This is a genomic window from Myroides sp. C1519, assembly GCF_038039755.1.
GTDB lineage: Bacteria > Bacteroidota > Bacteroidia > Flavobacteriales > Flavobacteriaceae > Flavobacterium > Flavobacterium phaeum_A.
The window spans coordinates 1-20,984 of record NZ_JBBPHM010000004.1 but is presented as its reverse complement, the minus strand read 5'-3'; the positions used below and the strand labels follow the sequence as shown (position 1 = coordinate 20,984).

At 32.8% G+C, this 20,984-nt stretch carries 22 protein-coding genes; 10 read left to right on the top strand and 12 right to left on the bottom strand.

Going from position 1 to position 20,984, the window contains the following annotated elements; translation table 11 throughout:
• Window positions 1-30: 30 nt before the first annotated feature.
• Window positions 31-1,002 (bottom strand): quinone oxidoreductase family protein, encoded by a 972-nt coding sequence (locus AABL81_RS03695; protein WP_341340369.1) that lies wholly within the window; start codon window positions 1,000-1,002, stop codon window positions 31-33.
• 247 nt (window positions 1,003-1,249) lie between these two features.
• Here AABL81_RS03695 and AABL81_RS03690 point away from each other — a divergent pair, with 247 nt between their 5' ends.
• From AABL81_RS03690 to AABL81_RS03680, 3 genes are all read left to right on the top strand, one after another.
• Window positions 1,250-1,750, top strand: coding sequence for an META domain-containing protein (locus AABL81_RS03690; RefSeq protein ID WP_341340368.1), 501 nt, complete (start codon window positions 1,250-1,252; stop codon window positions 1,748-1,750).
• A 447-nt stretch (window positions 1,751-2,197) separates the two neighbouring features.
• The gene (uvrA, locus tag AABL81_RS03685; protein WP_158210852.1) at window positions 2,198-5,032 is read left to right on the top strand and encodes an excinuclease ABC subunit UvrA; all 2,835 of its coding nucleotides are present in this window, start codon (window positions 2,198-2,200) and stop codon (window positions 5,030-5,032) included.
• Between the two features lie 6 nt (window positions 5,033-5,038).
• Window positions 5,039-5,761, top strand: a complete 723-nt coding sequence (locus AABL81_RS03680; protein WP_158210851.1) for an LOG family protein — start codon at window positions 5,039-5,041, stop codon at window positions 5,759-5,761.
• A gap of 70 nt (window positions 5,762-5,831) precedes the next feature.
• Here AABL81_RS03680 and AABL81_RS03675 read toward each other — a convergent pair whose 3' ends face one another.
• Genes AABL81_RS03675 through AABL81_RS03655 form a run of 5 tightly spaced genes read right to left on the bottom strand, consistent with a single transcriptional unit; the run spans window position 5,832 to window position 9,652 of the window.
• Window positions 5,832-6,974: a TlpA disulfide reductase family protein gene (locus AABL81_RS03675; protein ID WP_341340367.1), complete on the bottom strand. Its 1,143-nt coding sequence runs from the start codon at window positions 6,972-6,974 to the stop codon at window positions 5,832-5,834.
• Between the two features lie 57 nt (window positions 6,975-7,031).
• Window positions 7,032-7,796 carry a LytR/AlgR family response regulator transcription factor gene (locus tag AABL81_RS03670; RefSeq protein ID WP_158210849.1) on the bottom strand — a complete coding sequence of 255 codons (765 nt, stop codon included), beginning with the start codon at window positions 7,794-7,796 and terminating at the stop codon, window positions 7,032-7,034.
• Complete coding sequence (locus AABL81_RS03665) at window positions 7,783-8,154, bottom strand: hypothetical protein (protein WP_341340366.1); 372 nt, start codon at window positions 8,152-8,154, stop codon at window positions 7,783-7,785. Before AABL81_RS03665 ends, AABL81_RS03670 begins: the two co-directional genes overlap by 14 nt.
• Complete coding sequence (locus AABL81_RS03660) at window positions 8,155-9,507, bottom strand: 2TM domain-containing protein (RefSeq protein WP_158210847.1); 1,353 nt, start codon at window positions 9,505-9,507, stop codon at window positions 8,155-8,157. It abuts the gene before it with no gap.
• A complete protein-coding gene (locus AABL81_RS03655; protein ID WP_341340365.1) occupies window positions 9,491-9,652 on the bottom strand; it encodes a hypothetical protein in 162 nt (53 codons plus the stop codon). The genes AABL81_RS03660 and AABL81_RS03655 overlap by 17 nt, the downstream gene beginning before the upstream one ends.
• A 234-nt stretch (window positions 9,653-9,886) precedes the next feature.
• Here AABL81_RS03655 and AABL81_RS03650 point away from each other — a divergent pair, with 234 nt between their 5' ends.
• From AABL81_RS03650 to AABL81_RS03640, 3 genes are all read left to right on the top strand, one after another.
• Window positions 9,887-10,435 carry an IS1096 element passenger TnpR family protein gene (locus AABL81_RS03650; RefSeq protein WP_090410390.1) on the top strand — a complete coding sequence of 183 codons (549 nt, stop codon included), beginning with the start codon at window positions 9,887-9,889 and terminating at the stop codon, window positions 10,433-10,435.
• A gap of 61 nt (window positions 10,436-10,496) precedes the next feature.
• Entirely contained in the window at window positions 10,497-11,561 is a 1,065-nt protein-coding gene (locus tag AABL81_RS03645; protein WP_158210844.1) for a nucleoid-associated protein, read from the top strand.
• Window positions 11,562-11,626: 65 nt separating this feature from the next.
• Window positions 11,627-12,154, top strand: a complete 528-nt coding sequence (locus AABL81_RS03640) for a DMP19 family protein (protein ID WP_341340364.1) — start codon at window positions 11,627-11,629, stop codon at window positions 12,152-12,154.
• 513 nt (window positions 12,155-12,667) lie between these two features.
• Here the strand turns inward: AABL81_RS03640 and AABL81_RS03635 are convergent.
• The 3 genes from AABL81_RS03635 to msrA form a co-directional block, all read right to left on the bottom strand.
• The gene (locus tag AABL81_RS03635) at window positions 12,668-13,087 is read right to left on the bottom strand and encodes a hypothetical protein (RefSeq protein WP_158210842.1); all 420 of its coding nucleotides are present in this window, start codon (window positions 13,085-13,087) and stop codon (window positions 12,668-12,670) included.
• Between the two features lie 111 nt (window positions 13,088-13,198).
• Entirely contained in the window at window positions 13,199-13,474 is a 276-nt protein-coding gene (locus tag AABL81_RS03630) for a hypothetical protein (RefSeq protein WP_158210841.1), read from the bottom strand.
• A 14-nt stretch (window positions 13,475-13,488) separates the two neighbouring features.
• The gene (gene msrA, locus AABL81_RS03625) at window positions 13,489-14,037 is read right to left on the bottom strand and encodes a peptide-methionine (S)-S-oxide reductase MsrA (RefSeq protein ID WP_158210840.1); all 549 of its coding nucleotides are present in this window, start codon (window positions 14,035-14,037) and stop codon (window positions 13,489-13,491) included.
• A gap of 137 nt (window positions 14,038-14,174) precedes the next feature.
• On the opposite strand from msrA, the gene AABL81_RS03620 reads away from it, so the two are divergent.
• Window positions 14,175-14,855, top strand: coding sequence for an ABC transporter ATP-binding protein (locus AABL81_RS03620; RefSeq protein WP_158210839.1), 681 nt, complete (start codon window positions 14,175-14,177; stop codon window positions 14,853-14,855).
• Entirely contained in the window at window positions 14,848-15,606 is a 759-nt protein-coding gene (locus tag AABL81_RS03615; protein ID WP_341340363.1) for a TIGR02757 family protein, read from the top strand. The genes AABL81_RS03620 and AABL81_RS03615 overlap by 8 nt, the downstream gene beginning before the upstream one ends.
• A 62-nt stretch (window positions 15,607-15,668) precedes the next feature.
• Here AABL81_RS03615 and AABL81_RS03610 read toward each other — a convergent pair whose 3' ends face one another.
• Genes AABL81_RS03610 through AABL81_RS03600 form a run of 3 tightly spaced genes read right to left on the bottom strand, consistent with a single transcriptional unit; the run spans window position 15,669 to window position 19,194 of the window.
• Window positions 15,669-16,580, bottom strand: coding sequence for a Ppx/GppA phosphatase family protein (locus AABL81_RS03610; protein ID WP_158210837.1), 912 nt, complete (start codon window positions 16,578-16,580; stop codon window positions 15,669-15,671).
• Between the two features lie 9 nt (window positions 16,581-16,589).
• Entirely contained in the window at window positions 16,590-18,707 is a 2,118-nt protein-coding gene (ppk1, locus tag AABL81_RS03605) for a polyphosphate kinase 1 (RefSeq protein WP_341340362.1), read from the bottom strand.
• A gap of 1 nt (window position 18,708) precedes the next feature.
• Window positions 18,709-19,194, bottom strand: coding sequence for a SixA phosphatase family protein (locus AABL81_RS03600; protein WP_158210835.1), 486 nt, complete (start codon window positions 19,192-19,194; stop codon window positions 18,709-18,711).
• Between the two features lie 168 nt (window positions 19,195-19,362).
• On the opposite strand from AABL81_RS03600, the gene AABL81_RS03595 reads away from it, so the two are divergent.
• Together AABL81_RS03595 and kdsA are read left to right on the top strand one after the other, a co-directional pair.
• Window positions 19,363-19,923: a DUF4199 domain-containing protein gene (locus tag AABL81_RS03595; protein ID WP_158210834.1), complete on the top strand. Its 561-nt coding sequence runs from the start codon at window positions 19,363-19,365 to the stop codon at window positions 19,921-19,923.
• Window positions 19,924-19,949: 26 nt separating this feature from the next.
• Window positions 19,950-20,768 (top strand): 3-deoxy-8-phosphooctulonate synthase, encoded by an 819-nt coding sequence (kdsA, locus tag AABL81_RS03590; RefSeq protein ID WP_158210833.1) that lies wholly within the window; start codon window positions 19,950-19,952, stop codon window positions 20,766-20,768.
• Window positions 20,769-20,984: the final 216 nt, after the last annotated feature.

Sequence of the window (20,984 nt, the reverse complement as noted above, 5' to 3'; positions counted from 1 at the left end):
GCTGAACAATCTTTAGGCTTATAAGTATGTTTATGCTATCTTGATGACTAAACGTGAACCACTTGGAATTTGAAGATTCCACGCTTCTTCTATTTTTTCCAATGGATAGACCTCTGTATTGATATGCAATTTCTTATTGGCAGCTAACAAAAATAACTCAGGTAAGATTACTTTGTTGAATACAATTAATTCTGATTCTGACAAACTTCCAAAACCTGAACCTAAGATTTCTATTGCTGAACTTCTCAAGATAGCTGATGATAAAGAGATTTCTTTACCAGCCATATCTCCAGCGGTAATTATTTTGGTTGTATGTGATTTATGATGTATTGCTCCTCTTTTTAAAACATCAAGGATTAAAGTAATAGGTTTTCCCCATAGATAATCAATTACCATATCTATTGGTGTTTCCTTGTGAATGGCCGCTAATTTGTCTTTGATTTCTTCATCTGTACCTTTTAAGCTTACAACGTGTGTAGCACCATACGACTTTAATTGTTCTAAAATTCGCTCATTACGACCAGTTACAATAATTTGGTTAGCACCGTAAAACTTTGCAATCTGCACTGCCACTTGTCCGGTTACACCTGTAGCCCCATTAAAGAGTACATTCTGCCCTTCCTGAAGTTTTCCTCTAATCAATAAAGGCATCGCTGATCCTAAAACAGCATTAGGTAATGCAGCAGCTGTTATATCGTCTAAATCGTATGGAACTGGTGTAAAGTTATCTGTGATAATTGCTTTTTCAGCAATCATTCCCGTTACACCTTGTGCATAAACACGTGTACCATCATCTAAAACACCTACTCCGTCTATACCTACAACAGTTGGAAAAGTATTATAGCTGGCGTAATGTTTACCATTAACCCTTGCTTTATCCAGATTCTTAACTGCAGCTGCTTTAACTGTAATCAATCTTTGGTGCTCCCCTATTTCAGTTGGCGTTTCAATTTCGTTATATTGGGGCGTTGTTCCCGATTTATATAATATAGCTGCTTTCATAATCTCTTTGTTATTCATAGCCTAAAAGTACAATAAATACCTTTTAATTTAAGTAGGCAAACCTTATTCGATATAGTGTATTGGCTAAAACTGCGTCTTTCTATTAAATTATTAATTCATAATAATCTCTAATAGATTAAATTTATAGCAAATCTAACAAGGGAATCAATAAAAAAACACGACATTAATTAGATAATATCAATTTATTTTCTATATTTTTGTTTAGAATTAAGTAAACAAAATAATTATGAAAAAGACCGTATTAATGCTTGCTTTTGCTTTCTCTATTGCTTTTGTAGGATGTAACGACAAAAAAGAAGCAAAAGAAGAAGTAACAACAGAACAAGAAGCTACAACTGATGTAACGAAAGAAGCTACTGCAGAAGTAGAAAGCATCAACCAAGCTTGGGAATTAGCTGCAATTACAACAGCTGATACTGAAGGAAAAACGTTAGATGAATTATTCCCTAACAAAAAACCAGCGTTAACATTTGAAGGAACTGACTCTGTTCACGGAACTGATGGATGTAATAATATTACTGGTACTTATGAAGCTAAAGAAAACAACGGTATCGCTATTGGTGATAAACTTGCAGCAACAAGAATGTTCTGTGAAGGCGTTTCTGATGTTGCTTTCAACAAAGCTTTACAATCTGCTACTTCATACGAAATTAAAGATGGTGAGTTAAACTTCATCGCTGCTGATAAAGTAGTTTTAAAATTCAAAAAAGCTGAAGTTGCTAAGTAATTAGTTCTTCATACTATAATCTAAGTAGGGTGTCCCAAAAGGTCACCCTATTTTATTTTCTGTTATCTCTACTCCCACCTTCCTACAGACAGAATAGGCAAATAGCTACACATCAGTTCTTCATCTGTCTTTTCAACCAATTTCTTGTGGCTTTTTATCTTCTAACCAACCTTCTGTTAGCTGATAGTATTTCTTCTCTTATGATTACAGTAATAGATTTCTCAAAATTGTCGTTTGCTGTTTTACACCATACCCCTAATCGATATCCTCAACCGTGTTATTTCTGTAAGCACGACTAACAGAATGCATTTCTCTAAAGTAGTAGTTTGTCGTTTTACTTATAAGTCATTCTCCTTTCTTAAAATGCTATTAATCTTAGCAAGTGTATAGTCGTAAAACTTCTTTAAAAAGGTATAAATGTGTATCTTTGTTACTTTGCAAAAAAATATGGCTAAAACAGAAGAAACAATTGAAGTATTAGGAGCAAGAGCACACAATTTAAAAAATATTGATGTCTCTATTCCGAGAGAAAAACTTGTTGTTATTACAGGATTATCAGGTTCAGGAAAATCTTCATTGGCATTTGATACTATATATGCTGAAGGGCAGCGTCGTTACATAGAAACTTTTTCTGCGTATGCGCGACAATTTTTAGGTGGTCTTGAAAGACCTGACGTTGATAAAATTGATGGACTATCGCCTGTAATTGCGATTGAACAAAAAACTACAAATAAAAGTCCTCGTTCTACTGTGGGGACAATAACAGAGATATACGATTTCTTACGTCTTTTATTTGCTCGTGCGGGTGAAGCATATAGCTATAATACAGGCGAAAAGATGGTGAGCTATTCTGACGAACAGATACTTGATCTAATTACAACTGATTTTGATGGTAAAAGGGTAAATATCTTAGCTCCTGTCGTACGTTCCAGAAAGGGACATTATCGCGAACTATTTGAACAAGTAGCTAAGCAAGGTTTCCTAAAAGTACGCGTAGATGGAGAAATCAGAGATTTAGAATCGGGAATGAAAGTTGACCGTTATAAAACTCACGATATCGAAATTGTTATTGACCGTGTAGCTGTAGATGATTCTGAGGCAACAAAACAGCGTTTGACAGAGAGTATCAAAGTAGCTATGCATTATGGTGATGATACTATTATGGTCTTAGAACACGATGCTAAGGAAGTGCGCTTTTTTAGTAGACATTTGATGTGTCCTTCTACGGGTATTTCTTACTCTAAACCTGAGCCGAACAACTTCTCTTTCAACTCTCCTAAAGGGGCGTGTGAGTCGTGTAATGGATTAGGTGTTGTTAATGAGATTAATCTGTCTAAGATTATTCCAGACAACAAATTATCTATTGCCAATGGTGGTTTAGCGCCTGTGGGTACAGAGAAGAAATCGTGGATATATAAACAGTTGGAAACAATTGGTCAGAAGTATGATTTTACAATGACTACGCCAATTAAAGATATCTCAGAAGAGGCTATGGACATTATTTTAAATGGTGGACAAGAGAGTTTCTCTGTCGTTTCTAAGGTTGCTGGGATTACTAAGAACTATAAAATCGACTTTGAAGGGATTACCAACTTTATCAAAAACCAATTTGACGAAAGTGAAAGTGCGACTATTAAACGTTGGGCTAAAGAATACATGGATGAAATCGTTTGTCCTTCTTGTAATGGTTCTCGTTTGAAAAAAGAAGCGCTTTACTTTAAAATTGGCGAACAAAATATTGGTGATTTAATTCAAATGGACGTTGAGTCTTTGATCAACTGGTTTAATGAATTAACACCAAAACTATCTGAAAAACAAAAGAGTATTGGTACAGAAGTATTAAAGGAAATTACTACACGTCTTTCCTTTTTACAAGATGTTGGTTTAACGTATTTGTCATTAAACCGTAGTTCACGTACTTTATCAGGTGGTGAAGCTCAGCGTATACGCTTGGCAACACAGATTGGTTCTCAACTTGTAGGAGTGTTATATATCTTAGATGAGCCAAGTATTGGGTTGCATCAACGCGATAATGAGCGTTTGATAAAATCGCTTGAATCACTAAGAGATATTGGTAACTCTGTATTGGTTGTTGAGCACGATAAAGATATGATTGAACGCGCTGATTACGTAATTGATATTGGTCCGAAAGCAGGAAAAAATGGTGGTAAAATAATTAGTGCTGGTACGCCTAAAGAGTTGTTGAAAGAAGATACACTTACAGCCAATTACTTAAATGGTAAAATGAAGATTGAGATTCCGTCTGAACGTAGAAAGGGCAATGGAAATTTCTTAAAATTAAAAGGGGCAACAGGTAATAACCTAAAGAATGTAAGTATTGAAATTCCATTGGGAACAATGACTTGTGTAACGGGAGTTTCTGGTTCGGGTAAATCTACTTTAGTGAATGGTACCTTATACCCTATTTTAAATACTCATTTTTATCATGCTGTGGCAAAACCACAACCTTATAAGAAAATTGAAGGATTAGAGCACATTGATAAGGTTATTTGTATTGACCAAAGTCCGATTGGTAGAACGCCAAGGTCTAACCCTGCAACTTATACAGAGGTATTTTCTGATATTCGTAATCTATTTGCTCAAATACCAGAAGCGTCTATCAGAGGCTATAAACCTGGTAGATTTAGCTTTAATGTAAAAGGCGGAAGATGTGATACCTGTGAAGGATCTGGGGTAAGAACCATTGAAATGGGATTCTTACCAGATGTATATGTAGAGTGCGAAACTTGTCAAGGAAAGCGCTTTAATAGAGAAACTTTAGAGATTAGATATAAAGGAAAGTCTATTTCTGATGTTTTAAATATGACCGTTACAGAAGGTGTGGAATTTTTTGAGAATATTCCAAAAATATATCGTAAATTGAAAACTATTGATGAGGTGGGACTTGGGTACATAACCTTAGGGCAACAAAGCACTACTCTATCTGGAGGAGAAGCTCAGCGAATCAAATTAGCTACCGAATTATCTAAGAAAGATACTGGTAATACTTTTTACATTTTAGACGAACCAACAACTGGTTTACACTTTGAAGATATCCGTGTTTTAATGGAGGTCATAGAACGTCTTGTGGAAAAAGGTAATACTATATTGATTATTGAACACAACCTTGACGTAATCAAATTGGCAGATTATGTAATTGATGTGGGATATGAAGGAGGTAGCAAAGGTGGACAGATAATAGCTGTTGGTACACCTGAAGAAATAGTTAAAAATAAGAAAAGTTACACTGCTCAGTTTTTAAAACACGAGTTAAAAAATTAATTGATTATGAAAGATGTAGTAAAAAGTGACGAAGCTAAAATCCAAGAAAAATTCAAACAAAGATCATGGAATGAGATCAAGACTAATGACTCTTGGGGGATTTTTAAAATTATGTCAGAATTCGTAAACGGATATGAAAAAATGGGACGTATCGGTCCTTCTGTTTCTATCTTCGGATCTGCACGTACTAAAAAAGAAGATCCTTATTACAAATTAGCAGAGGAAATTGCTTTCAAAATTAGCCAGGCTGGATATGGTGTAATTACAGGTGGAGGACCTGGTATTATGGAAGCTGGTAACAAAGGAGCTCATCTTGGAAAAGGTGTTTCAGTTGGTTTAAACATTGAATTGCCTTTTGAGCAACATTTCAACCCATATATCGATCAAGACAAAAACTTACAATTCGATTACTTCTTCGTTAGAAAAGTAATGTTTGTTAAGTATTCTCAAGGATTCGTAGTTATGCCAGGTGGATTTGGAACATTAGATGAGTTGTTTGAAGCGATTACATTAATTCAAACTAAGAAAATTGCTAAGTTCCCTATTGTACTTGTAGGTACTGAGTTCTGGGGAGGTTTAATTGAATGGATTAAATCTACTTTGTTAGAAAAACACAGTAGCATTTGTCCTGAAGATATGAACTTGATCAAATTAGTTGATTCTGCAGATGAAGTTGTCGATGTACTTGACACATTCTATAAAAAATACAACTTAAGACCAAACTTCTAATAGTTGTCATAAAAATAAAAGCCCGTAAGTATAAAACTTACGGGCTTTTTTATGCTTTAGATTATAAATCTTATTTTAAATATTTTTCGATAGCTTTTTCTAATTCAGCTCCTCTTAAATTTTGTTCTAAGATATTTCCATTTCCGTCAATTAAGAAACTTGCTGGAATTCCTTCAATTCCATAAGCTCCAACGATTGGATCATCCCAGTATAATAAGTTAGAAACTTGAGCCCAAGCTAATTTATCTTTTGCAATTGCACCTTTCCATCCTGCGTCATCTTTATCTAAAGAATATCCAATAATCTCAAATCCTTTGCTATTATACTTTTCGTATGCTTTAACAAGGTTTGGATTTTCTTGACGACATGGTCCACACCAAGAAGCCCAAATATCAACTAAAATAAGTTTTTTACCTTCAATAAAAGTATTCAAAGTCAACTCTTTACCTTCTGGAGTTAATCCTTTAAAATCTGGTAACTTCTCTCCTATGCTTAAAGCCTCAGGTTGGTCTTGTAACAAATCTAAGTTAGCCTGAATTTTCTTACCAATTTTAGATCCTTTTAAATCTACAGAGAAAGTATCAAACTCTTTTTGTAATTCATTAGCATCCATTTCTTGGTTACCCATTTGTTGGTAGAAAGCTAATAATCCAAGTACAGAGTTTTTATTCTCTTCTTTGAACTCAGTTAACTTACCATCTAACTCAGTCATAATTGCTTGTGATTTATCTTGCAACTCTTTAATACGTTGGTCATTTTGTCCCTCGTTACTTTGTTGCAACATCATCATCTCCATACCATCCTCATTATAAAATGCCATCATTCTTTCAATAACTGGTGCCATTTTATCTTGGAAAGCTTGTAACTTTTTATTGTTATCTGTTCCTCCTACTAAAGGTTTACTTGGATTTTTTTGATCGTATTTGATTGTAATTGTTCCTGGTTCACCTAAGAAAAATACTGTTGATTCTAATCCGTCACCAAATTTTAAGAATGCTTCATCTGCCTCTGTAAAAGGATTGTCTAAAACTACTTTCCCATCTTTTACAACTCCAGAAGCGATTGCTTTAGGTTCGTTAGAACCAGCTTCTCTTGTTAGAATCTCTACTTTTGTATCATCAGAAATATTATCTGTTTCTACCTCAATCTTACCTGCTTTGTTACAAGAAACAAAAGCTAAAACAGATAATAGTAATACACTTAATTTTTTCATTATAGTTTAATTGTAATTTATTTTATTAAAAATAGAAACTTTCTTAGATTAAATCTACTATTCAATCCATTTTTTAAAATCATTAACTTTCTCCCTACTTACGATTAAATCATCATTATCGTATTTTAGCAAACTTATCTTTAAACGTGAATTACTATAAATACTTATTTCTTTAATAGATGTCAATTCTATTATAAATTTCCTATTAATCCTAAAGAACAAATTAGGGTTTAATATTTTCTCTATCTCTTCTAAAGATAGATCAATTAAGTAATTTCTATCCTCAATCGTCTTGATATAGGTAGCTTTGTTTTCACTATAAAAACACATAATTTCCTTTAGCTGGATAATTTTTAACTGTGAACCAATCTTAACTGAAAAGCGTTCTTTGTACTCTGGCTGACTTGTATTAGTCATGAATTGCTTGAACAGATTTAACTGTTCGTTAAAACCAAAAATAGCTGCTCGATTACTTTGAAACTTCTGTATAGCATTAGCTAATTCATCCTCCTGAATTGGCTTTAGTAGATAGTCTATACTATTTAGTTTAAATGCTCTCAAAGCGTATTCATCATACGCTGTAGTAAAGATAATAGCACTGTTAATCTCTACTTGTTCAAATATTTCAAATGATAATCCATCTGATAATTGTATATCTAAAAAGATGAGGTCTGGCTCTTGATTAGAACCAAACCATTGAACCGCTTCTTCAACACTCGTAAGTTTCATTGCTGTAGAATAACCTAATTTCTCCAACTTTCTTTCAAGTGAACGTGCTGCGGGTTTTTCATCTTCTACGATGACTATATTAAATTTTGTCATTAAGTTTTAATTGATATTCATACGTTCTTTTCAACTTCTCAAATTGTTTCTGTTCCATTTTATCTTGCAAACTGCTCAATAAAGGAATATCTTCCAAATAATTAAGAATAAGCCTCACAATGATACAAAAAAGCCAAATAAGAAGTATTACATAGGCATACAATGTTCCTTCATTCTGATTTCCAATCTTGATAACAACTTGCTCCATTCCTACTAAATCCTCATAGAGTACAAAACTTAACATCCCTAAACAGAGGATAGATTGGAAGATGATTGAATACAACTGTTTGTTTCTCAACCTTGAGAGTTGCCCCAAAGCTGGTACAACAGCTGGATTAAAGTTATATACCTGTTTCATCTAATCCCATTCTTTTGGTTTATTCTTATGCTTCTCTACGTATTCACGAATCTTCTTATCTTCCCAATCCTTTCCAAGGAATAGGTTATAATTATATGTTCTCATAGCATCAGACACTAATCCAATACCCCACGCAAAAAGAACAATCATACTCCACATAAATTGAGGAGCTGTTATCAAATTAAGCATTATTAGAAAGGTATTCACCATAATGTACGACGTCAAGTGTGCGTAAAACTTCTTGATTCGCTGTACTTTCTTTTTAGCTTCGATTAATATCTCTTGCTCATTCTCTGGTACGTCAATAATTCTCATGTGTTCTATAATTTTGGTTAGTATTGGTATTCTTACTGCGAAATAATCTTCTGTTTCTTCAATCTTGATTGGTTTACTGGTCAACAACCCATAACGAGAAGCAATGTTTTGAAGGCCTATTCCTTGTCTGTTATCCAGCTTTTGTTTCTTATTTAGGTTATTTTCAATGCGCAAATAACCATCTGTATCCTCCTTAATAATGATATGAATAGGCTTTGAAGCAGTTGCCTTATTGTGTTTGATAACATTTTCAAGCAACAATTGTAAAGACAAAGGAACTACCTTTGCCCCTTCTTGTTTAATGTGTTGTGGCATTTCAAAAGTCAAACTATCTTCAAAGCGCATTTGCAACAATGCTATATAGGTCTTTGCAAAAGCAAGTTCTTCTTCTAAAGGAACTAACTCTTTATTCTTTTGATCTAAGATATAGCGATACGTTTTAGAAAGTGAATTGTTGAACTCTACAGCCTTTTGCTGATCTTCTTCTATCAACGCACTTAGTACATTTAGGCTATTAAACAAAAAATGTGGATCTAATTGATTCTTTAAACTCTCAAATTGTGCTGATACATTTCCGGTTATTACTTTCTGTTCTTCTATTATCTGATCTTTCGAAAGTGACGTAAACCTAATATATAAGTAAAGAGCGATTAGAATACTAATGAAGATCGTAAAATTAAATATGGACTTGAATCCGCCATATAACATAAAGTAAGACGTGTGCTTCCCTCCAATTATTGTTATATCAATCAACTTTAATACTATTCCAAGGATAAATATAATTGTGAAATTAATTGCTGTAGTTATCCCCGTTACAATTAATACATTACGATTATCTACTTTAATGTATTTTTTAACTTGTAATAAATACTTCTTACTCAAAAAATTATTGATTAAAAAGAGTATTACAAGAAAGGCCATACAATAGGCTAAAAATAAAGGAACGTCTATAAAGTGAAGTTTTAATACCTTTTTAAACATAATAAAAAGGATAAAAACTAATCCGATAATTTTAAGTACACTATTCTTTTCTTGCATCTGTTGGTTTGTCGTTAAATGATTTATCTGTATTCACTACTTCCGTAGGTGCTTGCGCTGCCTTTAGCTTTTTTTCTGTATTTAAACATAATACATTTAAGATTGCATTAATCAAAAATAAGGTAATCATTATAATAAATTTCATAATCTTTAGCGTTGTTGTTAGTACAAATCTGCGCTATAATTATTTTAATAAAAAAAGAAAGCTACCGAATTGTAGAATAAGGAAGATGAATTGTAAATAGAGATAATTACAGATAAAAAACTGAACTTCAATCTTCTGTAAGAGCATAAATAAAATGTAAATAAAAAGGCACGCATTTATTCTCTAAAAATGAATAATAAGTTTAAATTTGCGTTTCAAATCCACAAATAAGATATGGTTTATAAGTTTAGAGTTATCCTTGATACTGAGGAAGATATATTTAGAGATATTGCTATTTTAGAAAGTGATTCATTAGAAGATTTACACAATGCTATCGTTAATGCCTTTGGTTTTGACGGAATGGAGGCTGCTTCGTTTTATGCTTGTGATGATCAATGGACACAATTAGAAGATGAGATTTCTTTGTTTGATATGGGCGAAGAACCGGGAGAAAGTAAAACAATGCACTCTACTCCTATCAATACAATCCTAAACGAAGATAACACTAAGATTATTTATGTTTATGACTTTTTAAATATGTGGACATTCTTCGTTGAGCTTGGTGCTGTTGAAGAGGAAGAACCTGGTGTTGTTTACCCTGAATTATTATTCTCTCACGGTATTTTACCTGATGGAATGCCTGGTAAAAACTTCAGTGCTGATCCTGTTTCTAATGAAGATATCTTTGGAGAATTTGACGATGACTTCGATGAAGAAGATTACGATATGTTCGACGGAGATGATAGTTTTGAAGACTTCGGTTATGAAGACAATTGGAACTAATCTTTTTTAAAACTATTTACTTTTAATATTGTAGTATAATCTACACCTTTTAACTATTGTTATGATTAACTTATTTAATGCACACGTTGAAACTCTTTCTATTCATAGAGTTGGTAATAAAAGTAGAAATGAAGCTATCTTCTTATCTGAAGAGCCTTACAACTTAAATGATGAAATTGCTCCTTTATTAAAAGAGTACTTCTTCAAGCCTTTCCGTGAGAAAGAAGAAAACTATTATCAATTTGCACACGATGTTGATTTAGAGTTCAATGAAATGTACAATTTAGCAAATGAAGTATTTAACGCTCCTTCTGCTGAAAATGCGCACGCTGTATCTCAAAAGATAACACGCCATTTATTTGAGCAATCTAACCACCCTCATATTAAAAACGGAGAGGTTTATGTAGCTTATTTAACGAACTTGTCTATTGATAATAATGTGGTTGATGCAATAGGTATCTTTAAAAGTGAAATTAAAACAGACTTCTTACAGTTCCAAGAAAAGGCTTCTAACTTAGAAATGGTTCTGCAACAAGGAATTAACTTAAATAAGTTAGATAAAGGTTGTATCATCTTCAATTATAAAAAAGAAGAAGGGTATAAAATCTTAACTATTGATAGTAATAAATATGACGCTCGTTATTGGTTAGAGCATTTCTTAAATGTAGATATCTTCCAAGATGAGGCATTTATGACTAAGAAATACTTGAAGTTCTGTCAAGACTTTGCTAAAGAAGTTGTTTTACCAGCAGAGGACAAAAAAGAGGAAGTTATGTTTATGAATCGTTCTGTAAACTACTTTGCTAAGAACGACGAGTTTGAAGAAACTAACTTCTTAAATGAAGTAATTGACAATCCTGATTTAGCTGCTGAGTTTAAAAACTACAAAGTTGATAAAGGAGAAAAATATAGTATCGAAGACACAACTTCTTTCCCAATTGCAAACAATGCTGTTTCGGATGCAAGAAAGAAATTGAAGAATGTTATTAACTTAGATACCAATATTCAAATTAAGTTAGACTTTATCAATCCAGAAAGTGCAGATAAGTTTGTAGAAAAAGGATGGGATGAAGAAAAACAAATGTACTACTACTTAGTATATTTCAACAAAGAACAAAAATCTTAATATATTTCTTAAAAGCGATTCTGTAAATAGAATCGCTTTTTTTTAAAACTAATAAATACTTTACAATGAAAGAGTTTGAGTTTATACTAATTTCAGAAAATGCTTTTAATAGTGATAATATACAAGATATTGTAGATTCAAATATCTCTGTAATCAACGTTTTACGTTCTTCAGAAATCGGAGATGACGAATTACATCCTGATGCTTTCAGTAGCTATTGTGTTGACTATTATTTCCAAACTTTAAAAGAAGAAGGTTTACCTGCTTTTATATGGAAAAGCAAATGGGACCAAGATTTGATTGAGATTATTCAAGCTGGAATAGCTGCTATGAATGCCCCTGAAAGCTTAGAGTTTTTTGAAAAACAAATGAGAAGAGTTAAGGCATTTAGTAAAATCAAATTGGGGAAATTCTTACAATCAGATTTCGGAAAGGATAAAGCTACAGCTGCCCTACTTGATGATGCTTCTTTTAAAGATATTAAAGAAGACTTGAAAGAATTGAATGCTACTTGGTTAAAATCACACCCTGATTTAAAAGTTGCTAATCTTGAAGAAATGCAAACTATCATTACTGAATTCATTTCAGAATAAAATAATATCTATTCTTTTTAGAATACACTATAATGAAAGGCTTAAGCTTTAAAAGTTTAAGCCTTTTTTTGTATAAATCCCTTTCATCACTAAAGCACATTATTTTACACGTTTACTATCATAGACGAGTCCTCTTCAAATTTTCAATATTTGAGAACTTTTTTCCAAGGATGTAAAATATGGAGAAGAAAACACAATGCATATTCTTACCTCTATTTCCAAGAAATAGTAAATAGGTACACCACTACTTACCAGAGTTATCATTGAAAATTTCCATATTTCTGAATTTATTTTTTAAAATCTGAAATATGCGAATTTCAGAAAGCCATACTTACCATTAGTATTAAGAAAATAACAGCGACCTCTCCTACTGCTTTACTACCTAATCTTTGTAATAGTAAAGGGTGTTGCATTTTTTAAAACTATGAAAGTTGTAAACAAAAGAGGGATAAAGTAAAATAACTTTATCCCTCTTAGTTTTCAATAATCAAATACTACTACGTATGAGATTAACTATTTATCATATTCTACTTTAGCAATCTTAAGGTCATTCCCTTTTTTCTCTAAGTAGATTTTTTCAGTAGACTCAGCATTCTCATACTTTACTTTGTATTCAAATACGAAATCTTTCGTTTTCTCTTTTTTGTTTTTATCAGTCAATTCCCATTCATCTAACTCAAAACTTTTAATTTTTCCAAGTTCAGCCTCTCTTTGTTTCAAACTTTTAACGAATGCTGCTTGTTGCTCTGCGTTAAAAAACTCATCATTCATTAATTTAGGAATTGAGTCAAAGTTCTCTTCCATTACGTGATAATAATACCAACCTGTAATAGATTTACCTGCATTTTGATCTCCTAATACAGTGCTCTTTTTAGCGTTTGTACAAGAAGTTAGTGCTGCTGCTGCAAATAAGAAAGTGATTAATTTTTTCATAAGAAAATGCTTTTTTAAATTTTTTTAATTCTCGAATTCTACCGTTCTTTTAATTATTATAAATTTAATAAAACTTTATGATTTTCGCAAATCTATTTACCTGATTTAAAGCTATTTCTTTTTCACAATATAAGTGTAAACCCACGTAATTGTAAAGGTTGGTATAAAGTCAAATCCCGGTGATAATTCTTCAATGAAATTGACGATTGCCCCAACTTTTCCTATTTTTCCTGGATACATTTTAGCTAAAATATAAGCTGACACTGGAGCCCAAACTACGTCTGCTACCTCTCCTATTCCTGGAAAAACGTAAGTAATACATCCTAATAAGTCCATCAAGATACTAATTACAAGCTGTCTATTTCTTATACTCTGATTTGTTAGCATTTTTCTGCCTTTATTTATTTCAATTTACTACTGTATTTTGACTTGAATTTATCAACTTTTGGCTTAACCACTAATTGACAATAAGGATTTTTATCTCCATTCTTCTCAAAGTAATTCTTGTGATAATCTTCCGCTACGTAAAACACTCCTGCCAACGATAACTTTGTAACAATCGGATCTACAAAAACCTTTTCCTCAGACAAAATATGCATATACTCTTTTGCCAATTCCTTTTGGTTTTCATCTGTATAGAATATTTCACTTCTATATTGTGTACCAACATCTTCCCCTTGTCTATTTAAGGTAGTTGGATTATGTGTAGAGAAGAAAATCTCTAATAATTGATTATAATTAATTAAGGATGGATTATACGTGATTTTTATTGCTTCTGCGTGTCCTGTTTGCCCAGTACAAACTTCTTCATACGTAGGATTGGCTTTTGCTCCTCCAATATAACCTGGTAAAACTTCAATCACTCCGTTTAAATTACTAAAAATAGCTTCAGTACACCAAAAGCATCCTCCTCCAAAAATAGCTGTCTTTGTATTATTTGTATTCTCCATTTCTTTTCTTATTGTTTTTGAGTTTTCACGTATAAAGATAAATCTTTATTTCTAAAATATTATAACTTCTCTTTTTATGATTTTCATTTTTATAATAACTAAAACATCGTTACTTTGTATCCTTAAATGGATAACAAATGATACGCGCAGTAAATATTCACAAATTTTACGACCAATTAGAAGTATTGAAAGGTGTAGACCTTCATATTAAAAAGGGAGAAATTGTTTCAATCGTTGGAGCTTCTGGTGCTGGTAAAACTACTCTACTTCAAATATTAGGTACTTTAGACCAACCTTCTGCTCAAAACGGAACAAGCTTATTCATTAACAATCAAGATGTTTTAAACTTAAAGGACAAGGAGATTTCTAAGTTCCGCAATCTAAACCTTGGTTTTATCTTTCAGTTTCACCAATTACTTCCTGAGTTTACTGCTTTAGAAAATGTATGTATTCCTGCTTTTATCGCTGGTAAAGATAAGAAGGAAACAGAAACTGAAGCTAAGCGTTTATTAGAATATCTTGGGTTATCTCATCGTGTTTCTCACTACCCTTCTGAACTTTCCGGAGGTGAACAACAACGTGTTGCCGTTGCTCGTGCTTTAATCAATAAACCACAGGTAATCTTTGCAGACGAACCTTCTGGAAATTTAGACACGCAATCTGCTGAAAACTTACACCAATTATTCTTCAAATTGCGTGATGAATTCGGACAAACATTTGTGATTGTAACGCATAATGAGGATTTAGCTAATATGGCTGATCGCAAGCTTACAATGGTAGATGGTTTAATAAAAATAAAAGAGACTATTAATGACTAAAGCTGAACTTAAAGAGTTTTTAGACGAAAAGGTAATCTTATACAACAATCCTGATTTTATTACAGATGATCCAGTACAAATCCCTCATCTTTACTCTTTAAAAGAAGATATTGAAATAGCTGGTTTTCTAAGTGCTACTATTGCTTGGGGAAACAGAAAAATGATTATTAAGAATGCACATAAGATGATGGACCTTATGGGAAATTCCCCTTATGATTTTGTGCTTAATCACAGTGAAAGCAACTTAGAAAATCTCCACGATTTTGTACATAGAACTTTTAATGGAGTGGACTTTATGACTTTTGTGAAGTCTCTTCAAAACATCTATACAAATCACGGGGGGTTAGAAGCCATATTCGCTACAGACGAATATTCTGTGCAACAAAGAATCTCTAAGTTTAAAAAGGTATTCTTTGAAATCGAACATCCTTCTCGTACGGAAAAGCATATCTCAGACCCATTAAAAGGTTCTGCTGCTAAGCGTATTAATATGTATTTACGTTGGATGGTAAGACAAGATAATGCGGGAGTTGATTTAGGTATTTGGAAGTCTATTAGTCCAAGTGAGCTTTCTTGTCCTTTAGACGTACATTCAGGTAATATGGCTCGTAAATTAGGTATTCTTACAAGAAAACAAAATGATGGAAAGGCACTCTTAGAGCTTGATACTGCTTTACGTGATTTTGATCCAACAGACCCAGTAAAATATGACTTTGCCTTATTCGGATTAGGTGCTATAGAGAAGTTTTAAAAAGCAAAAAGAGATAAACAGTATTAGTGTTTATCTCTTTTTTTATACCTATCGACGATCAACTATATCGTTTGATAATCTAATTTAATCTTATTGTGATAAATTGCTTTTACAATACCATCAGACACTCCTATTTTAGGAACATAAATATACTTAGCACCACTCCACTTCATAGCATTGTTATAAATCTTAATCGCAGGAATAATAACATCCGCACGATCGGGATTTAATCCCAATACCGAAATACGATCTTCATAAGACATAGTATTTAAGCGTACCAACTGCTTGTGTAAATAAAAGTATGTCAATGGTTTATCTTGTGCTTTACCAGACATCTTAAAGATCTTATTGATGTTTCCACCTGATCCAATTACTATTAGATTCTCAAGCCCTTTAGTCTCTTCTTTTATCCAATGCTCTATATCTGTCCAAACGCTTTCTTCTACCATATTATTCAGCAAGCGAACAGTACCGTTTTTAAACGACTTAGAGTTAATCTGTTTTCCTTTATCAAATAAAGTAAACTCCGTACTTCCACCACCTACGTCAATGTATAAAATACTATTCGGACTATTAATGAAGTGTTTTAAGTCAGAAGAAGCAATAATCATAGCCTCTTTCTTCCCATCTATAATACTAATCTTAATTCCAGATTCCTTATATATTCTATCAACAATCTCTGGTCCGTTAGAAGCATCTCTCATCGCACTTGTAGCACAAGCCATAAAGCGTTCTACTTTATTGACTTTCATCAACAAATAAAAAGCCTTCATAGCATCTACCATTCGCTCTTGAGATTCCTCACTAATCTTTCCAATTGTAAAAGCATCCTGACCTAAACGCACTGGTACCCTAATAAGAGAACTCTTACTAAAAATAGTTTCTTTTCCTTCCTCTTCAATGATGTTCATTATTAACAACCTCATTGCATTGGAACCAATATCGATAGCAGCGTACTTCTTTATGTTGAGCATATATTCCTTTTACTTTTTTAATTTATTTTGATAGTATTTGTACATTTCCATTTGAGAGTGAAACTTGTTTTCACCAGTAAACCCTCTGTATTTATTAGACAAATCTCCTGATTGAATTCTTGTCTTATAGTTACCTTTCCATCCAATTTCAAAGGTTTCTATCAACTCTTGTTTGATAGCTTCATCATAAATCGGACAAGTAACTTCTACCCTCTCGTCTAAATTTCTTGTCATAAAATCTGCAGAAGATATATAGATATCTGGATTGTTATTATTTCCAAAAATGTATATACGTGAGTGTTCTAAAAATCTATCTACAATACTAATTGCTTCAATATTCTCACTCATACCTGGTACACCCGGAATCAACGAACATATTCCTCTAATAATCAAGCGAATTTTAACTCCTGCATTACTTGCTTCGTATAGTTTATCAATCATTTTAATGTCTGACAAACTATTCATTTTTAACCAAATATATGCTGGTAGTCCATTTTTAGCATTCTTAATTTCTCTCTCAATTAACTTGTAAAACCCTTTACGTGTATAATGTGGAGAAACTAACAAATGTTTGTATTTATGTACGCGATAATTTACTTGTAAGAACTCAAATACCTTAGACACATCTTTCATTAACGAATTGTGGCTTGTAAATAGTGTTACGTCTGTATATATCTTAGCACTACTTTCGTTAAAGTTACCTGTTGACAAGAAACCATAACGTTTAATCTTTTTATTTTCAAGACGTTCAACCACACAAATTTTACTGTGTACTTTTAGTCCTTTTACTCCAAAAATCAACTGAATTCCTTCCGCCTGCATTAATTCAGAGTAATAGATATTACTTGTTTCATCAAATCGAGCTTGTAATTCAACCTGAGCAACAACTTTCTTACCATTCTTAACCGCATTAATCAATGAGCTAATAATCTGTGAGTTTTTAGCCAATCGGTATAAGGTAATCTTAATAGATAAAACCTGTGGATCTAAAGCGGCCTCACGTAAGAACTTCACTAAATAAGAAAACGATTGATAAGGTGTATAAACCAAATAATCTTTCTTCTGTATTTGTTGAATAATACTGTCTTCTAAATTCAAGCCAGGTACAGCTAATGGCACTTGTTTAGGATACGTCAAGTCGATTCTACCCGTAGTTGGGAACCCCATATAATCACGGCGGTTATGGTATCTCCCTCCCGGAATAATACTATCATTCAACTCAATCTCAACGTTCTCCATCAAGAAATCAAGCATATCATCATCCATTGATGAATCATAAACGAAGCGAACAATAGCTCCTTCTCGTCTATCTCTAACACCACTTGAAATCTTCTCTACAAACGATTTGTGTAAATCTGTATCAAAGTCTAACTCTGCATCACGCGTTACCTTAATCATATAAGCCGACTCAGCTTTATAATCAAAGATATTAAACAGGGAATCAAGATTATAACGAATAATATCGTCTAACATAATGATGTATTTCTTATCATCATCTGACGGTAACTCGATAAATCTATTGACAATATTTGGAATCTCAATAATAGCATAACGCACTGCCAACAAGCCTTTTTTGTGCTTAGCGGTCTTGTGCTTTTCAAGCAATTTTTCATCTAAAGCCAACTTAACTACTAAGTATCCGTGTGTATCTCTTAACAATGGAAACTCAGCTAAATCACTTAAGATAATCGTTACTAAATCGGGAGCAACCTCGTGCAAGAAAAACTCTTTGACAAACGCTTGTTGTTTCTCATTGATCTCTTTCTCGTTCAACATAAAGATACCTTCCTCTTCCAGTTTAGACTCAACTTCGTGTAATATGCGTAAACTTTCGTTTTGCAACTCAATCACACGCGCTGTAATCTGTGCTAATAACTCTTTTACTACCGCTCCACTACCTAACTTGCGATTGCTTTGTCCTGTTAAAGTCATTCTACGAATTGTAGCATACCTAACTCTAAAAAACTCATCTAAGTTATTTGAAAAAATACCGATGAAGCGCAAGCGCTCTAACAAAGGTACAGTTGCATCACCTGCTTCTTGTAAAACACGTTCATTAAATGCTAACCAGCTTTTCTCTCGGTCAACGTAACGGTATTTGCTTGTACTATTATTATTGCTATTCATTCTATTTTAAATCTCTTGGGAAAATGGTTAATTCTGTAACCCCTGATTCTATACTACCCCAATCATCTGTATCGAAATTTATCACTACAACACCTGAGGTTGGTACATTATCAAAAGTTTCGCTACCAAATTTATTAACAAATTTTGTTATTGCATCATTATGGCCAAAAAGAATTAGCGCATCGTGATCATTTTTACATTTTTTGATCTCTTCACGCAACTTTGAGTGCTCAAAAGTGTATAATCCTTCTCTAATTATAACACATTCCAAACTCAAATCCATATTTTGACAAAATATAGTTGCTGTTTCCTTTGCCCTTTTAGCTGGACTCGTCCAAATAATCGACTTATTAGGTAAATGTTCTTTTAAAACATCAGACACAAGATGTGCATCTTTAATCCCCCTCTTAGAAATCGGTCGTGTTAAATCATCTGTTATCGTATCCCAGCTTGATTTTGCATGCCTAATTAGGATTATTTTTTTCATAAAGTATAGTTTTAATGTTGTTTGCAATATTTTTAATCTAATAACTGCATATTTCTTGCCAAGAATTAAATAAGTCTCCTAAACTTAGTAAAAAATATCAAACTAAAATATATTTTATGCTATTAAATAAAAACTTTACTTTTGAACTATTAATTTTAAAAGACAGTAATGAAGAATTTCTCTATTGAGTTTAAATGGGCTGCCCTTGCAACTTTAGCAGCATTAATTTGGATGTTTATCATTAAATCACTTGGTTTTCACAGCATTGAGAAAATTCGTTATGAGGTAGCTTTCGAGTTACTATTTAATATTTTACTTACTGTATTTTATTGGTTGGGAATTAGACAAAAGAAGTATGAGTTTTACAACGGTATTATTTCTTGGCAACGCGCTTTCTTGTCTGGATTAGTTATCTGTGTAATGATTACCTTCTTCTTCCCTCTTATCCAATACATTACCTTCTATCAGGTTTCTCCTAATTTTATGAACACCTTTTTGGAAGCTTTGACAACACAAACAAATATGTCGTTAGAAGAAGCTCAAAAAAGTGCCTCTTTTGATTTATTTATGAGAAATGGAGTAACGAATAACCTTTCATTTGGAGTAATTATTGTGTCTATTGTTTCATATTTCTTGCAAACTAAGAATATGACGCCTGAAGCACAACGTACAATTACAAACAGAGCAGAAGTAGTTAAAGTAAAAAAGAACAAAAACAAGAAAAAGTAACACACTAATAATAAACATTGAGTATTATGGACATTAATAAAATCCCCCTAATTAAAAATACAGACGCAGATAACTTCTTCCTTTTAGCAGGACCTTGTGCTATTGAAGGAGAAGAAATGGCTATGAGAATTGCTGAGCGAATCATTAAAGTAACTGATGATTTAAAGATTCCTTTTGTATTTAAAGGTTCTTTTAAAAAAGCAAATAGATCTCGTATTGACAGCTTCACAGGTATTGGTGATGAAAAAGCACTTAAAATACTTCAAAAAGTAGGAAAAGAGTTTGGTGTACCAACGGTAACGGATATCCACGAACAAAGTGATGCTGCAATGGCGGCAGAATACGTTGATGTTTTACAAATACCTGCTTTCTTAGTTAGACAAACTGACTTAGTTGTAGCTGCAGCAAACACTGGTAAAGTAGTAAACTTGAAAAAAGGACAATTTATGAGTCCTGAAAGTATGCAACACGCAGTACAAAAAGTTCTTGATTGCCAAAACGAGAGTGTGATGGTAACAGATAGAGGTACTATGTTTGGATACCAAGATATGATTGTTGATTACAGAGGTATTCCAACAATGAAGCAATTTGCTACAACTGTTTTGGATATTACACACTCTTTACAACAGCCAAACCAAACTTGTGGTGTAACTGGTGGACGTCCTGATTTAATCGAAACTGTAGCAAAAGCAGGTATCGCAGTAGGTGTTGATGGATTATTCTTAGAAACACACTTTGATCCAGCTAACGCAAAAAGTGACGGAGCGAATATGCTTCACTTAGATTATTTCGAGGATTTAATGAAAAAACTTGTGGCAATTCGCCAAACAGTGAACAAATTCTAAAAAATAATTAAAAAATATTTTCCTTGTACTTTTTTTAGAACCAAACAGTTAGAGGTACAAGGAAAATAAAAGTTAAAAAAAAACATAAAGAACGCTTGCAGATTAAGGAAACAGCGCTATATTTGCACCGTTGAAAACAAACAATAAGCGATTATGCTTATGGGGAGATACTCAAGCGGCCAACGAGGACGGACTGTAAATCCGTTGGGTAACCTT

Bases quoted from the DNA above. Each gene is read 5' to 3' on its own strand.
- AABL81_RS03670 (WP_158210849.1), bottom strand. From the start codon at position 7,796: ATGACAAAATTTAATATAGTCATCGTAGAAGATGAAAAACCCGCAGCA.
- AABL81_RS03665 (WP_341340366.1), bottom strand. From the start codon at position 8,154: ATGAAACAGGTATATAACTTTAATCCAGCTGTTGTACCAGCTTTGGGG.
- AABL81_RS03695 (WP_341340369.1), bottom strand. From the start codon at position 1,002: ATGAAAGCAGCTATATTATATAAATCGGGAACAACGCCCCAATATAAC.
- AABL81_RS03660 (WP_158210847.1), bottom strand. From the start codon at position 9,507: ATGCAAGAAAAGAATAGTGTACTTAAAATTATCGGATTAGTTTTTATC.
- AABL81_RS03635 (WP_158210842.1), bottom strand. From the start codon at position 13,087: ATGAAAAAATTAATCACTTTCTTATTTGCAGCAGCAGCACTAACTTCT.
- AABL81_RS03615 (WP_341340363.1), top strand. From the start codon at position 14,848: ATGACTAAAGCTGAACTTAAAGAGTTTTTAGACGAAAAGGTAATCTTA.
- AABL81_RS03595 (WP_158210834.1), top strand. From the start codon at position 19,363: ATGAAGAATTTCTCTATTGAGTTTAAATGGGCTGCCCTTGCAACTTTA.
- AABL81_RS03645 (WP_158210844.1), top strand. From the start codon at position 10,497: ATGATTAACTTATTTAATGCACACGTTGAAACTCTTTCTATTCATAGA.
- AABL81_RS03640 (WP_341340364.1), top strand. From the start codon at position 11,627: ATGAAAGAGTTTGAGTTTATACTAATTTCAGAAAATGCTTTTAATAGT.
- AABL81_RS03655 (WP_341340365.1), bottom strand. From the start codon at position 9,652: ATGAAATTTATTATAATGATTACCTTATTTTTGATTAATGCAATCTTA.
- AABL81_RS03610 (WP_158210837.1), bottom strand. From the start codon at position 16,580: ATGCTCAACATAAAGAAGTACGCTGCTATCGATATTGGTTCCAATGCA.
- AABL81_RS03630 (WP_158210841.1), bottom strand. From the start codon at position 13,474: ATGCTAACAAATCAGAGTATAAGAAATAGACAGCTTGTAATTAGTATC.
- AABL81_RS03690 (WP_341340368.1), top strand. From the start codon at position 1,250: ATGAAAAAGACCGTATTAATGCTTGCTTTTGCTTTCTCTATTGCTTTT.
- uvrA (WP_158210852.1), top strand. From the start codon at position 2,198: ATGGCTAAAACAGAAGAAACAATTGAAGTATTAGGAGCAAGAGCACAC.
- ppk1 (WP_341340362.1), bottom strand. From the start codon at position 18,707: ATGAATAGCAATAATAATAGTACAAGCAAATACCGTTACGTTGACCGA.
- AABL81_RS03680 (WP_158210851.1), top strand. From the start codon at position 5,039: ATGAAAGATGTAGTAAAAAGTGACGAAGCTAAAATCCAAGAAAAATTC.
- AABL81_RS03650 (WP_090410390.1), top strand. From the start codon at position 9,887: ATGGTTTATAAGTTTAGAGTTATCCTTGATACTGAGGAAGATATATTT.
- AABL81_RS03620 (WP_158210839.1), top strand. From the start codon at position 14,175: ATGATACGCGCAGTAAATATTCACAAATTTTACGACCAATTAGAAGTA.
- AABL81_RS03675 (WP_341340367.1), bottom strand. From the start codon at position 6,974: ATGAAAAAATTAAGTGTATTACTATTATCTGTTTTAGCTTTTGTTTCT.
- AABL81_RS03600 (WP_158210835.1), bottom strand. From the start codon at position 19,194: ATGAAAAAAATAATCCTAATTAGGCATGCAAAATCAAGCTGGGATACG.
- kdsA (WP_158210833.1), top strand. From the start codon at position 19,950: ATGGACATTAATAAAATCCCCCTAATTAAAAATACAGACGCAGATAAC.
- msrA (WP_158210840.1), bottom strand. From the start codon at position 14,037: ATGGAGAATACAAATAATACAAAGACAGCTATTTTTGGAGGAGGATGC.